Consider the following 14609-nt stretch of genomic DNA (forward strand, 5'->3'; position numbering starts at 1 on the left):
GTCGAGGTCGCGGGCGAGGGAGAGGTCGAGGTCGCGGGCGAGGGAGAGGGAGAGGACGCGGGAGCCGGAGAGGGAGAGGACGCGGGAGAGGGAGAGGACGCGGGAGAGGTCGAGGTTGCGGGAGAGGGAGAGGTAAAAAGCTCGGACTGCGGCAGGTTTGTAGGGAGTATCAACAGACTGGGCTTTTTGTACCACCCAAGTCAAAAACGCCTGTAACTTCTCATCCCCCGTCATCAGTTTGTCAATTTGACCCTTCATCAACTGCAACAGGTCATCTGCGGGTTCCAACATCCCCACAGCCAGCAAAAACACCTCGCGCCACCGCTTTTCAGTAATATGACCCGCCAAGCCTTGCAATGCTTCCAGAGCTTGTGCTGCCGGACTGGTAACGATTTTTTGGGCGGTGAAGTATTCCTGAAACGTCAAGTGCGAAAACGAGTAAATCCCCTTGGCTCGTTCCACCAACAAGCCGTGTTGGGCTTCGATGGACTTTAAAATTGCCTCGCTTTCGAGTTGTTGAGCTTCCGGGTCGGTGCTAGCTTCGGGCAGGTTGTCGATGTAGCGGGCAATCTGGCGTTCGACGGTTTTTTGTTTGAAGAAATACTCCCCCCGATCGAAACTGGTAAAGGCAATCTGACTTAACAGACCTTCCTTACGCTTGCGGGAGAGATTTTTATAGATGCGATCGCGCTCGATGTTGCGCTTGGCATCCCATTTTTTCAGTAGTACGTCTAACCCTTCCTTATACAGTTCCGAACGATTCGCCGGAAAGTCTGCCGATTCCCCAAACACCAAACACAACAGCGTCAGCAGTAGGGGATTGGTTGCCAGTTCCAGGATGGGTTGATTTTCTTTGAGTTTTTCTACGAACGTCTCGGCTTTAACCGGGTCTTCTTTGGCACGAAACCACTTGCGGGAAAACTCGGCAATCTGCGCTTCGTCGAAGTCCGCCATTTCCACTTCCACAAACTGCTCGAAGACATACTCCCGCGCCGCAATCCGACAGGTCATTACGAATTGGCAGTGGTGAAACTGCTGGGAGAATGCCCGGATTTCTCCTAGGATGCGATCGCGATCGACTTCCCGAACTTCATCCAATCCATCGAGCAATACCAATCCTTTCCCCTGGCGCAACAGAACCTCTGCGACTTGGGAGTTGTTCACCTGGCACTCAGCGAACTGACAAACGATGTATGCCAGCAAACCCGGCTTAGATGTAGCTTCAGCAAACTGTTTGAGGGAGATGAAAATGGGAACTCGATCGGGCTGAAACTCCCCCAAATTGCACTGCACGGCCAACCGTTTCAAGAACGTCGTTTTCCCCGCACCCGGTTTGCCCAAAACCATCAGTTTGTTATGCTGCGCGACCGCTTCAAGTCCCGACACTCGTTTTTGCCAGATGCGACCCAATTGGAAGCGATCGAACTCTTCGGGGTTAAAGTTTTCGAGGTCGCAACCTCCGAGCAATTCTGCAATGCCCGATCGCTGTCGTCCGGTAATCTTCTCCAGAATATTGACTCGGGTGTAGATATCGTCCAAACCAATGGATTGTTCCATATCCAGCACTCGCATCGTGCCGCAGCGGTTTTGAATATCCTCGCGGATTTTTTGCCGAATCTCTTGCACCAACTCCGTCGTACGGGTATCCCGATGATGCTGTTTCTCCTCTGCTTCCAACTCGGCGATCTCGCCCCAGTCCAACTCCAACGCCGCGCAAATATTTTTAAAAATCTCCTTGTCGATGGCACCGCGACCGAGAAATTTATTCACCGTCGCCCGCGAACATCCCGCCCGCCCTGCTAAATGGTCTTGCGTCCAGCCCTTTACCTTGAAGGCTTCTGAGGCGATTTTCGCGCCCTCTTGTGAAGATCGAAACGATCGTCCCATGGCATCTCCAGAAGTTTTACACAAGTTCGACACAAGTCAACGCCTGACTCAGACCATGGTTGGGAGGGATTCCAGCACCATAGAAAGAGAACGCAGAGCGCGATCGTCGAACACTTGGGTTTCGAGAACGCTCTGACTAAAAACGGAATGCCTGCCCCCACCCACGGAAGCAAGCACCCGAACCCAATCTGGAAACTCCCGCGCCAACGGGATTTCCACTTCGTCTTTTAGCAACAGTCCGGCGAGACTGTTTTAAACCTATGACTATTCTAAAACCTTCCCAAAATAAGGGTCGTGGCGAAAATCCGATCGCCAAAGGCTGGCAAACCCTGAAAAACCTCGGGAAAAAACCCGCCACTCCTTCTCCATGGAGTTCCGTCCCGATTTCCCTAATTGCCGGTCTGACAGCAGTTTTCCTGGTGGCAATCTTGGCAACGGCTTACCGAAGTCCGATTTCCCGCATTGAGATCGATTGCAGCACTCAGGGTTGCACCATGACTGTTGAAGGAGAGGCGGAATAATTAAACCCAGATGCGCGATGACAGAAGGGTTCTGTTGGGTTTCTGCGTGAGGTTGTCGCGCCACTACTGGCTTTTTTCCCTAGTATCGAGTTGGGATGGGTGGGCAGTTGGGAATCGGTGTTCGCGTTTAATCTCGGCGGTGAAAACTGCCCACCCGACGACTACTATCACTGTATTCATCGATCGCGCAGATATCGGTAGGGGTCAACGGCCGTTGACCCCTACTATCGCTTGACACCCACCGCCGGTATTGAGGGGATTGCAGCGCGCGGCCAAATTTCCGGGGAACGCCACCGCATAGTCCGATAGCAACGGATTGGCAACGGGATAGTCGGTACTGACGAACTGCGCCCCACTGGCAAAGGCGGCATCCCGTCGCCGGGTATTATTCGATCGCGCTTCTCGGGTGTCTGCATCGGTGCGGGTTCGTACCAAGTACCCCTGGCGCACGAGGCGGGGAATGCTGCGATCGAAGGGATTGTTGCGTTTGAAAAATGCCGCTTCGTCGCTGCCGGGGGGCGCGCTGACAAACATGACTCGACCGGCTAGGGATGGATGTCCTCGGGTGTAGCGATCGCGAATTTTCCCTTCGTTATCGAGGGCAAACATAATCTTACCCCGCGACGCGCTCAACCGCGGCCACCCTCGGGTCCGAACAGCCCGATCGAGAGTGGCGGCGTCTCCGCGAACGGTATCGGGGGTTATCAGTTGCTGTTCTGGGAAAATCGATCGAATTTCGAGATCGATCGTATCGAGTTGGGCTTCATCGAAGGGAATGGGTTGGGTAAATTCAAAGGATAACGCCTTCTCAACCCATCGGGGAACTGCGTTATCTTTCGCCTCGACGAGAATTAAAATTGGCAGGTGATTCGGGTTCGCATCCGACCATCTTTTCACCGTTTGCAAACATCCCAGAAATGTCGGGCAGGTACTTCGAAAATCCACATCTTGAAGGTGGAAAACTTTCAATCCCGGTTCGTTCATCCGATCGGGAATTGGGGTATTCGCCGTCGCGCCTCGGGGTTTCGCATATCGTCCTCCCATGGGATCGGCAAAAACATCGAGTTCGATCTGCCGAATTCCTCGATCGAATTGTTCGTTGAGGGGGAGATGGTTGTATTCGAGGGTTTTGATATACTGGCGACTGAAAGGCAATTTTTTGAGAAACTCTGCCTTAACGGTTTCATCGGGTTCTAAGTGATAGGAATTATGAGTGCCGACGAGCTGAATTTCATTTAACCTCACCTCACCAGAATTCCATGGAACCGTTACCCTTTCCAAAGGTGTCGATCGCGCCGTTCCCAAAACCAATCCCCACATCATCAGGTATCCCAATAATTCGATTTTCACAGAATGAATTTTGATGTTGCTTCCAAGTTTTCAGTCTTGTTTTAGCGAATCAAAATTAACCCCACTGAAACTTGAATTAATCAAATTATCAAAAATAAGTTAAGTTTTATTTATTAAATTTGGAGATCTAGAAAGAGTCCCGGACAAAGAAACCAGCGAAGCTTCCTTTTTATTTTTTACTCATAAACCAAACATAAATTGTTGGTTTATTCTGTATTTTAAATAACATAATTGAGCGGTAAATCTCGAAAACTCTCGAGAGTCTAGCAACCATCTTGGCTTTCCTCTGAAGCTTCCAAAGCCCTAATCAATACGACGCGACTTCGCCCAGACCAAATTATTGAAAAACTGACGGCTTGCCATTTCCCAGGTATAGTTTTGGCGAACGTAGCGAACGCAAGCCTCGGAATTTCCGTATTTCAAAGCTTCCTGAATCGCCACGGCTAAATTCTCGTTTAAACTTCCCAATTGTCGATTCTGACCGATAATATCGAGCGGACCCGGTGCCGGAAAAGCCGCGACAGGGGTTCCCGATGCCAGGGCTTCAGTAATGGTATTGCCAAAGGTATCGGTTTTGCTGGGAAATACCACCACATCTGCATTGGCATAAGCCGTTGCCAGTTCTTCGCCGACGAGGTATCCCAGAAACACCGCATCGGGATACTTTTTCTGGAGAAATTCTCGCTGGGGGCCATCTCCAACGATATATTTCTTTCCTTTTTCTAGGGGAAGTTTTAAAAATTCTTCAATCCCCTTTTCTACGGAAACTCGCCCGACGTACATCAAAATGGGTTCGTCTAGTTTTGGGTATTTCACCGGGTTGCGATCGCGCCGATAAAATAACGCCAGATCCACTCCCCGAGACCAGATTTTGAGATTTCGATCGGCATTTTCATCCTCTAAATTCCCAAACCCCCGCTGTTTGAGAATCTCCAAAATCGATCGCGCGGGAACCATCACCGCCGCAGCGGGACGATGAAAGCGACGCAGACTCCACCAGGAAAATCCAGCCGGCAAACCGATCGATCGTTCGAGGAAATCCGGCATCATCGTATGAAACGCCGTGGTAAATTGCCATCCCCGTTGCAAACAGAACTTGCGAACTGCACTGCCGAGGGTTCCTTCCGTAGAAATGTGAATGCAATCGGGGTCGAATTCTTCGATCGCGGCCGTTAGCTTCCCGAAATTGGGAATCGCCATCTTAAATTCGCGATCGATTCCCACCATCGGAATCGTCCAGAATCCGATCGTTTCTGGATTGAGACAGAACACTTGATGTCCCCAATCGGTTAAGGTGCGTTCGGTATTACTGAGGGTATTAACCACGCCGCTAATTTTACCGGCGACATCGCTGACGATGAGAATTCGGCGAAGGGAAACCTCGCGGGTATCCTGTGGCATCAATGGGTTCAGGGATGATGGAGGTGGGGTTGGCTCGATCGCCCCAACTCTGGGTAAATCTCGATTAGACATAGATTCCGACTTCTCAATATCCAAACTAAGCGATCGAGATTAAATTGCCACCGACGATTTGATTAAGTTTCGGTTATTTCCCAAAAGTTCGATGTTGCAACGATTGGGAGATGGGGAGAATGGGAAGACGCTCCGGACGCGGAGATGGAGAGGATGAGGAAGATGGTCACAACTCACCCATTGTCAATTGTCAATTGTCCATTGTCCATTGCCCCTCAAGAGGCTGCCCCTTCTAAATGAGAGGCGATCGCATCGGGAAGTTCTTGTTCGATCCGGCGCAAGCGGGGAGTGCGATAGGCTGCAATTGCCACCACGATGGTTGAAATCCCCAGAACCAGAAAGAGGAAACTGATACCGCGTCCGTCTCCCGTACCGAGAAAGCGTCCGACGCTGTCAGCGAGCAATCCATCGTCAGCCATCATCGGTTCGAGCAAACCATCCACCAGCGGCCCGGCACTGAGGTGAGCGAATACTAGCAGCGATCGTTCCAATGCCCCTTGCAACGAAAAGACTCGTCCTTGCAAGTCAAACGGGACTTTGCTTTGCCAAATGGCTTGGTTGCAACTGGCAATAATCGGTCGGGCAAACAAATAGCCGAAGCCGCTGACGGCGGCCCCAATCACCGAGGCCTGAATTCCCCCGAAGCACAAACACAGGCCTTGCAGAGAAACGAAACCCAAAATTCCATACACTCTCCGCTTCGGGCCGCCCCAGGCACCGATGGCAACGCTACCGAGTAGCATCCCGCAACCGCTGATGGATAATACCATCCCCAGGGCTTCGCTAGAGGCAACCGAGAGGACGAACGGCCAAAATAGGACTTGCAGCATCCCTTCAGAGAAGTAGCTAATGGCAAAGAACATCGTCAGGGTGCGCAAACCCGGTCGCTGGATGATATAGTTCCAACCCGAAACAATGTCTCCCCAGAGTCGATCGAGATTGACTTTTTTGGATGGGGTGGAAGTCTGTTCGAATTTGGGAAACCGAACGCTCAGCAACGTGACGATGGCGAAGACAAAGGTACACAGGTCGATGAATAGAACCCCTTCGAGACGAACGGCACTCAACAAAAATCCAGCCACGATGGGTCCGGAAATTTTGGCAACGGCCCCGGCTATCTGAACCATGCCGTTGGCGCGGCTGAGGTTGTTTTTGGGGACGAGTTGGGCGATCGCCGCGAGGTACGCGGGCCACTGGAAAGCGTTAAAAACCGAACTGATGGCCACCCCGACATAGATGTGCCAGATTTCCAACCGGTTTTGTAAGACTAACGTTAAAACCACGATCGCCGCCACCCCGGTGACGGAATCGCTGAGAATCATTGCCCAGCGACGATCCCATCGATCGACGATCGCCCCGGCAAAAGGAGAAACAATAATATTGGGAAGATGAATGCACAGTGAAATTAGGGCAAACTGCGTAATAGACCCCGTAGTCTGGTACACCCACACACCTAAAGCAAATTCGGTTAAACCCGAACCTAGAAGGGACACGATTTGTCCCAGCCAGACGATAAGGAAAATCCGCATAACGTGCGCTGTATGAAATTTAAGGCTCTTCTAAATTAGCGAGAAGTCAGATCGATCGAGCGCTAGAGAGTGACTCTTTGGCAACTGTACGTGTAATGGGGGGTTTGAGACCCCGTCGAGCGCCCCAATCTTACAACCCCGGCTCAGATCTGTAAACTTTTGTGGTCGATCGATGTTTTTTTGAGAATCTCTTGACTTTTTTCTTTAAAACGGTAACAATCAATACAGAAAGCAAATCGTTCATCCACTCCACAGGAGGGACGGAAGTAGGGAATCATCCCGAAGGAACGCACCGCAAATCGAAACAGTTGTTTTTTTGGAGACTTAAAACGATGAAGCTCTGTTATCGCGGTGTTCGCTATGAAAAAAGCTCGACCCCAGAGCCAACTCCCGCACCAGAAGTCATGGGAAAATACCGGGGAGTTCCTTGTAAGTTGCATGAAACGAAGCCGCCGTTATTGCAACGCCTAACCGACCATCTGAAACTGAAATATCGCGGCATTGACTATCAAGCTGTTTGAAGTCCATTGTGTTCTAAAACTTGATATTTAATCCTTGAAGAGGTTGGGGTAGATTCGTGAAATTTGCTCCAACTTTTTGTGTGGGTCGGCAGTATTCAGCACTCAGCTTTCAGCCATTAGTAAAGGTTGTCTTCAAAAGCTGATAGCTGAGTGCTGAATGCTTACATTCTGCCTAGCAGCACTAAATCTCACCCGCCATTTCCAATCCCTGCAACAACAAACCGATCGCACCGCCAGCCAACACCAACCACGCCGAAGACACCCGGAATCGAAACAGAGCGATCGCACTCACAATCGCTAGAGCGATCGTCCATCCATCCACCACCGCCGTTCTTGCGAGGGTATAGGTCACCACCGCCATCAGTCCCAGGGAACCGGCATTCACCCCATCGAGAAAACCCCGCACCCAGGGAGATTTGCGAAATTTCGGCAGCAAAGGACCGATCGCCCCTACCAGAACGAAGGCTGGCAGGAAAATCCCGATCGTCCCGGCGATCGCACCAGCAGACCCTGCCAGCAGATACCCTACAAACGTCGCCGTCGTAAACACCGGTCCGGGGGTCACTTGTCCGATGGCGATCGCATCGAGGAGTTGTTGCGAACTCAGCCATTCCCAGCGTTCCACCAAATCTCGCTGCAAAAAGGCCAACAGAACGTAGCCGCTACCGTACAATACCGACCCCACTTTCAAGAAAAACAAAAACACCTTCGGCCAGGTTGCCGCCGATGCCGCCGTCGCTGCGTTCCCCGTCTGGGCCAAAAATTCGGGTAACGGTAACAACCAAACTGCTGGAGGTGCATCGTCTTTGCGTCCCAGGTTCTTCACCCCCAGGACGCTCAATCCCGCCAGCAGCAGCAACAGAATCTCGTTGATTCCGAGAAAAAACGCTACGATAACGGCAATACCAGCGACCGTCGTCGGCACATCTTTCGCCGCTTTCTTACCCAGCTTCCACAGCGCACCCACCACGATCGCCACCACCACGGGTTTGATACCGTAGAGTAACCCTTCAAGCTGGGGGACGGTTTGGTAACGCACGTAAATCGCTGCCAGGACCCACACCAGGGTAAATGCGGGGAAAATAAAGCACCCCCCGGCCACAGCCAAACCCCGCCAACCCGCGCGTTCGTAGCCGATGTGGATGGCGAGTTCGGTGGAGTTGGGCCCCGGAATCAGGTTGGTAATGCCGAGCAAATCTAGGAGAGTTTCCCGACTCAGCCACTGACGGCGATCGACAATTTCCGCTTCCATCATGGCAATATGCGCGGCGGGCCCCCCAAATGCCACCGACCCCAATTTGAAGAAGACAACAGCAAGGTCTTTGAGGCGTTGCTGTTGCTGTTGGGGGTCGAGTTCGCGAAAGGGAAGAGAGTCAGGTTGGAGAGTTTCTTCGATTTCCACAAGAGATCGGGGGGTTAGGGATGGATGAGTTGAAAAGACTAGGGTACGATCGCGAGGTTAAGCTTATTTTAGGATGATGGCGATCGATAATTTCGATTGACAGAAGAGGTGAGGCAAGATCGTGAAAATTAGCAATCGAATTTTGATTTATAGCTTGATTTTATTGACTTTATCTCTAATCGGTTCTGTGGCTCTCAATTTTATTCTTTATAACGCCGCCAACCGGTACTATCGTCAAGCGAATGCCATACGTCTCGATCCGCTAGGTTTAAATGTTTATCCAAGCCCAGAAATTTCAGAGCAAACAATACAATCCGATCGACCCACTGTTGTATTTTTTGGGGATTCGAGGGCCTCGGCATGGACTCATCCCTCAGACATTGAGAGTTTTAATTTTATCAATCGAGGAATTGGCGCGCAAACAACTGCCCAAGTGCATCAAAGATTCGATCTCCACGTTTCCCCATTTGCACCAGATATTTTAATCGTTCAAGTGGGGGTTAACGACCTAAAAACAATTCCCTTATTTCCCCAATGGAAAGATGAAATTATAGAGCGATGTAAAGGTAATATCCAGCAAATTGTCACGGAAGCGCGAAAACAAAAATCAATTGTCATATTATCAACGATATTCCCGTTAGGACAAATCCCCATCGAACGCAAACCCTTTTGGTCGGAAGATGTCGATCTCGCGATCGAAGACGTGAATACTTTTATCGAAAGTTTAGCCGATCGCGATGTGATTATCTTCCAGACGAAGCCGATACTCGCCGGAGAGGGAGAATTGGTGAAAGATGAGTATCGTTTAGATTTTCTCCACATCAACGAAACGGGATACGCGGCATTGAATCGAGAATTAGTCGAGTTGTTGCAAACTATCGAGTTGGCAGAGCGATCGCAAAATCGGGACAACTCAGAAATCGATCGCGTGAGTTTCAATTAGCGACTTTGGGAATTTCGATCGACATTGATGAGAATATTCAATACTTGCGACGGAGTCGATCGCCAAATGTCCGATAATTCCTCTCAATTTCGCCACGAGTTTACAAGGGATTGGGAGGCATGGTAGGATGTTGTCAAGTTTTAAAACATGGTTGGGTCAAATCTTGTAAGTAACTCGCGACCCAGTTTGCTGCAAAGCCCTAGTACTTCGTTAGCTCGATCGCATTTTACGAGGAAAGGCGATCGCTCTCAAAACGCAATATTTTTGATAAGCATTTGTGCGGATATTGACAAAGTAATCAGCTTGTGTAGCTAGCCTCGATATAACAGTTTCATCGATCCGTTGGGATGAGGAACGCCTTTGAGTGGCAACACGGCATAACAGGGTTCTAGATATTCAAACACGTTAAAATTACCAGCCTCTGCCACCCAATCGAAAATCGCAATTCCCGAAAGGTCTGCCGGATCGAAATCAAATAATGGATCGGCTTCAACGGTCATCACCACACCTGAAAAGTTTAAGGTTGAATGCAGTCGGCGTACCAACTCAATCAATTCTGAATGAAAAGCGATCGCTTGCTCGATATTTTTGGCTGGGTGACGCCAGTAAAATTCACTCCCGCAGAGACGAGAAATTTGTGGGGGATAAGTATAAAGCTCCGCTCGATTTCGTTTGGGATTCACACCACCACTAAATCCGATCGGGTAATTCCATTTTTTGGATTTCAAAATCCAGTGAGAACCTATCGCCCTAGGACATCGATCTTCTCTCGAAAATGGAGAACTTCTCCAACCCCAATTCCAACGACCGAAAACTAATCGATCGCATAAAAGAGTTTCCTCGAATAATTGAAGAGAATTTTGATTTTGGAAGTCAAACCAGATTTCAAAAAGCGGTGCGCTTGTCCAGAGTTGTTCGTCTGTGAGTAATTCTAACTCTGCCTCATCGAATTCTTTCATCTCTCAATTCACCATTTTTTCCAGACTTTCCACCCGATCGACTCTACAACTCACCCATTTCGAGCTGCTTGCCAGGAGGCATCATAAAGCGGGCAATTAAAGGAAATTGAATCCAGAAGGAGAAATAAAAGAAAGAGAGATACCAATATCGAAAGACAAACGATAAGTTATCTCCGCCGATGAGGACGATAAAGACATAGTCATAGATAAATAATGGCAGCGTTAAATAGAGTGCCAGCCATAGGGAGTTCTGGAGATAATTGTTGCGATCGATTCGCTTCAGGATAAATGGCGTTAATGGAATATAGAGAATCGTGACAGCAATGCAAATCGCAATTTTTGCCGAGAAGCTCCAACTTTGGTAATAATCGGGTAATCCGAGAAGCACGAAAAAGCCCCAGGTTAGAAAGCTCATCACCAGTAATGAAACGTGTGTTTTCGGGGTTAAGGTATTCACGATCGCTTCAATCCAAAAATATACGCCATTCATCAACCCGGACACTCGTGAAAGTGGGCAAGGCTAGCTATTGGGGGCAGGGGAGGCTTCGGGAGCAGGGGAGGCAAGAGAGGGAAGACTCCGGCCAAATTACAGAATTGTCAAACATGTAACTGGTGACTACTCTATCTGTCTGCAAAACGCGCTCGAATTGCGAGTGACGGGTATAAGTTGAGGCGATCGCGAGAAAAAATGCCCACCCAACAACAACAACTTTGTCTGCCGATAAAATTTGGATTTAAGGAAGATTTACAGCATTTTCGTCCAAAGTTAATTGCTCGCAGCTAAATGCTTGCTTAGTCAAAAGTCATACTTATTACTTATTACTGATTACTTACGACTACAGTCCCAAAAATTCTCTAAACGATTCGGTCATCCAATTCATTCCCACCTTCATCTGATGTTCCAAGGTGGGGAGGCGGTAGAGATATGCCAGACGACGGGCGATGTGTGCCAGGGAACCGTCGAGTTTGATGCCCAATCCGGTAAGGGTGGCATTATCCGCCCCCAGGGTCATCATTTCGCCGTAGTTAAAGTAGCGAAACGGCAGTAACGGACGATCGCTCAGGGAAGCCCAAATATTCCACGCCACGTAGTCCGCTTGCTGGAATGCCACCTGTGCTGTTGCCGGAACCTTCTGTCCGCTGGCATCCCGGCAATCTGCCAAATCTCCCAGAGCAAAAATCTCGGGGTTGTCTGCGGCTTGCAAAGTGGGTGTCGTTACGATTTGTCCGCGATCGTTGTGTTTGAGGGGAGAACCAGATGCGGCGAGGTTGCGAATCACTTCAGCCACCTGATTGCCCACCGTCCACATCACCAAATTCACCGGCAACTCGTCCACTTCTTCCTTGAATTTGAGGAAAATGCGATCGGTCTCAATAGACTCGACGGTGGTTTCCAAATCCGTCCAGATGCCCCGTTCTTCCAAAGCCTGACGCGCCGCCTCGCGATTAAATTCCGTGGAGGTGCGTAAAATGGTATCGTGACGATCGACCAAGCGCAACCGCCCCCGTTCCCCGAGGCGATCGGCAATTTTACAAGCAAGTTCTACGCCGCTATATCCCGCCCCCACCAGGGCAACGCGAATTTTGTCTCGATGGTCAGATTCGAGAGTTTTGAGGGTTTCCTGCAAGCGATAGGCATCGCTAACGGTACGAAACGGCAGGGCATGTTCCGCCGCACCGGGCACGACTTCCATCGGCGTTTCTCCCCCCAACGCCAACACCAAGCGGGTGTAGGAAATTTCGGGGGCATCGTCGAGATGTACCGTTTTCCCCTCAAAATCGAGACCCCTCACTTTTGCCTGGATGAAGCGAATTCCCGTATCGGCAAGCAACTCCACAAAGGGCGGCGCAATTTCCCAAGTTTGCAATTCCCCCGTGACCAATTCGTAGAGGAGGGGGGAAAATAAAAAGCGATCGTGGCGATCGACGAGCAGGATTTCCGGTTTTTGACCCGGCATCCAGGGAAACTGACTGAGTTTTAGGGCCGCATACAGTCCTCCGAAGCCTCCACCGAGGATGCAGATGCGCTCTTGTTGTTGGGTCATGGGAAGATTTGGGAACGGATCGCTTGAAGTTACGTATTATTAACGTACTTTTACCTTTATAGGGTAGCGCAGGGAGGGGGGAGACTGTAGGGGCACAAGCATTTGGGCGATAAATTCTGCACTCGACGAAACCTCATCAATCCAAATGCTTTGCCCACCCGAGTGTATAGCGTCGCAACTGACCCATTGTCAATTGTCAATTGTCCATTGTCCATTGCCACACCCCTTTCCCCATTCAAGCCTCAATCTCCACTCGTCCTTGAGGGTGAGCGATGCAGGCGAGAATTTCGCCATCCTCGAGATTCCCTAGGGCGCCCGATTCGCAGGCGTACTCTACCACGCCCGATCGCAATTTCACCGCACAAGCCCCGCACGCCCCCATCCGGCAGCCACTGCGAATATTCACCCCTTCGGCTTCGGCGATGTCGAGAATGGTATCTTCGGCATCGGCGATCGCTTCTATGCCGGATTCGTGGAAGCAGACGCGGGTTTCGGGGGGGGCAGCAATCGTGGTTGTACTGACGGTTTCCGCGTGGTGTCCGTTGCCATTGGTGAAAACGGGAACGGGGATGGCGGGGGAGATGCTCTCGAAAAGTGCGGGACGCAATGCAATCGCCGATGAATCCTCGGGGGGAAGGGTTTCTGGGACAACGGTGGGGACTTTCTTCGCTTTTTTCGGTCCGCCGAAACTCTCCTCGGTGTAGTTCTCCATGGGGAAATCCAGAGTTTTCAGGGTCGCTTTAACCCCTGCCATAAAGGGGTTGGGACCACAAACGAAAACCGATCGCTCTTGAAAATCCGGGGCAACGGCGCGAATTAAGGTCTCATCGATGCGTCCCCGATATCCCAGCCACGCCTGACCCGGATTCGATCGAGTCATCGTTGCCGCCACGGTGAATCGAGGGTAGCGCGCCGCCATCATTTCTAACTCCTGTCGGTAAATGATATCGCTGGGGGTGCGGGCACTGTGCAAGAAGACGATATCCACCTCCGAAGCCGTATCGCACAGCCATCGCGACATAGACATCATCGGCGTAATCCCGCTACCGGCAGAAATAAACAGCATCTTCGCCGCCGGTTTTTGAAAACAGGTGAAATGTCCCATGGGGCCGTCTAACTGAATGTCGCTGCCCGGTTGAATGTTATCGTGCAACCAGTTGGAGACCAAACCCGGCGGCGCATCGGGCACATCCGACGGCGGCGGAACCCGCTTGACAGTGAGTTCCAAGGTATGGGGACGGGAGGGGGTGGACGAAATCGAGTAGGAACGCATCACCCGTTTGCCATCGATTTCCAAATCTAGGGTGACGAACTGACCGGGTTGGTAGGTAAAGAGTCTCGGCGGCGATGCCACGAAGACAAAGGTTTTGACATCGACCGTTTCTTCAATAACCTCCACGCAGCGCACCGTTAACTTACCCTGAGTCCATCGATCGATTTTTGCCGGGTCGATCGCCGCCAGGGGCATATAATCGTCCGCAGACCGGGTGAATGAGGGTTCCCCCGTCTCTTCCAAAGATTGCACCAACAGGGTAAACGGTCCGATATGCAGCACGTCGGAGGGTTTTAAGTCGTAGCTGGGACCGGATTTCACCGCTTCGTTATTCAGGCGAGACCCGTTGCGACTGCCCAGGTCTTGAAAGGAATAGCGTCCCTGGCGCAGACACAGCTTACCGTGCTGTCCGCTGACCAAAGAATCGTCGAGAACCAGGCAACACCGGGGGTCGCGCCCGATTAAGCACTCTTGATTGAGTGCCATCTCCGGGTTGAGATGGATTTCCTGGGCGCGGCTGGGCTGTTTTGAGTTAATGAGAATGAATTGAGGCATCGTTTTTGGTGTGGGGAATGGGGAATGGGGAATCGGGAATCGGGAATGGGGAATCGGGAATCGGGAATGGGGAATCGGGAATCGGGAATGGGGAATCGGGAATCGGGAATGGGGAATCGGGAATCGGGAATGGGGAATCGGGAATCGGGAA

At 50.8% G+C, this 14609-nt stretch carries 13 protein-coding genes and 1 riboswitch; of the genes, 3 read left to right on the forward strand and 10 right to left on the reverse strand.

The genetic code is table 11. From position 1 onward, the window contains the following. Nucleotides 1-1887, reverse strand: a 1887-nt coding sequence (locus AC2215_RS04765; protein WP_486808815.1) for an NACHT domain-containing protein, incomplete at its 3' end; no start/stop codon positions are given. A 48-nt stretch (nucleotides 1888-1935) separates the two neighbouring features. Further along, entirely contained in the window at nucleotides 1936-2121 is a 186-nt protein-coding gene (locus tag AC2215_RS04770; protein WP_486808816.1) for a hypothetical protein, read from the reverse strand. 26 nt (nucleotides 2122-2147) lie between these two features. Here AC2215_RS04770 and AC2215_RS04775 point away from each other — a divergent pair, with 26 nt between their 5' ends. Continuing rightward, complete coding sequence (locus tag AC2215_RS04775; RefSeq protein WP_486808817.1) at nucleotides 2148-2408, forward strand: hypothetical protein; 261 nt, start codon at nucleotides 2148-2150, stop codon at nucleotides 2406-2408. 204 nt (nucleotides 2409-2612) lie between these two features. Here the strand turns inward: AC2215_RS04775 and AC2215_RS04780 are convergent, their stop codons facing one another. The 3 genes from AC2215_RS04780 to AC2215_RS04790 all read right to left on the reverse strand — a co-directional run bounded on the left by AC2215_RS04780 (nucleotide 2613) and on the right by AC2215_RS04790 (nucleotide 6760). Then, nucleotides 2613-3758, reverse strand: coding sequence for a phosphatidylinositol-specific phospholipase C1-like protein (locus AC2215_RS04780; RefSeq protein ID WP_486808818.1), 1146 nt, complete (start codon nucleotides 3756-3758; stop codon nucleotides 2613-2615). A 303-nt stretch (nucleotides 3759-4061) separates the two neighbouring features. After that, nucleotides 4062-5231, reverse strand: coding sequence for a glycosyltransferase family 4 protein (locus AC2215_RS04785; protein ID WP_486808819.1), 1170 nt, complete (start codon nucleotides 5229-5231; stop codon nucleotides 4062-4064). A gap of 215 nt (nucleotides 5232-5446) precedes the next feature. After that, a complete protein-coding gene (locus AC2215_RS04790; protein ID WP_486808820.1) occupies nucleotides 5447-6760 on the reverse strand; it encodes an MFS transporter in 1314 nt (437 codons plus the stop codon). Nucleotides 6761-6995: 235 nt separating this feature from the next. Further along, nucleotides 6996-7054, forward strand: a riboswitch (Glutamine riboswitch). Nucleotides 7055-7092: 38 nt separating this feature from the next. On the opposite strand from AC2215_RS04790, the gene AC2215_RS04795 reads away from it, so the two are divergent. Beyond that, complete coding sequence (locus AC2215_RS04795) at nucleotides 7093-7281, forward strand: DUF4278 domain-containing protein (RefSeq protein ID WP_486808821.1); 189 nt, start codon at nucleotides 7093-7095, stop codon at nucleotides 7279-7281. A 181-nt stretch (nucleotides 7282-7462) separates the two neighbouring features. Here the strand turns inward: AC2215_RS04795 and chrA are convergent, their stop codons facing one another. Next, a complete protein-coding gene (gene chrA / locus AC2215_RS04800; RefSeq protein ID WP_486808822.1) occupies nucleotides 7463-8683 on the reverse strand; it encodes a chromate efflux transporter in 1221 nt (406 codons plus the stop codon). Nucleotides 8684-8804: 121 nt separating this feature from the next. Here chrA and AC2215_RS04805 point away from each other — a divergent pair, with 121 nt between their 5' ends. After that, nucleotides 8805-9626: an SGNH/GDSL hydrolase family protein gene (locus AC2215_RS04805; RefSeq protein WP_486808823.1), complete on the forward strand. Its 822-nt coding sequence runs from the start codon at nucleotides 8805-8807 to the stop codon at nucleotides 9624-9626. A gap of 311 nt (nucleotides 9627-9937) precedes the next feature. Here the strand turns inward: AC2215_RS04805 and AC2215_RS04810 are convergent, their stop codons facing one another. From AC2215_RS04810 to AC2215_RS04825, 4 genes are all read right to left on the reverse strand, one after another. Continuing rightward, on the reverse strand, nucleotides 9938-10354 hold the full coding sequence (locus tag AC2215_RS04810) for a hypothetical protein (RefSeq protein WP_486808824.1): 417 nt from the start codon (nucleotides 10352-10354) through the stop codon (nucleotides 9938-9940). Nucleotides 10355-10628: 274 nt separating this feature from the next. Then, entirely contained in the window at nucleotides 10629-11003 is a 375-nt protein-coding gene (locus tag AC2215_RS04815; protein WP_486808825.1) for a hypothetical protein, read from the reverse strand. Between the two features lie 418 nt (nucleotides 11004-11421). Beyond that, a complete protein-coding gene (locus AC2215_RS04820; protein ID WP_486808826.1) occupies nucleotides 11422-12630 on the reverse strand; it encodes an NAD(P)/FAD-dependent oxidoreductase in 1209 nt (402 codons plus the stop codon). A 235-nt stretch (nucleotides 12631-12865) separates the two neighbouring features. Beyond that, nucleotides 12866-14458 carry an FAD-binding oxidoreductase gene (locus tag AC2215_RS04825; protein ID WP_486808827.1) on the reverse strand — a complete coding sequence of 531 codons (1593 nt, stop codon included), beginning with the start codon at nucleotides 14456-14458 and terminating at the stop codon, nucleotides 12866-12868. Between the last annotated feature and the right edge of the window lie 151 nt (nucleotides 14459-14609).

This window comes from Zarconia sp. (genome assembly GCF_057467645.1).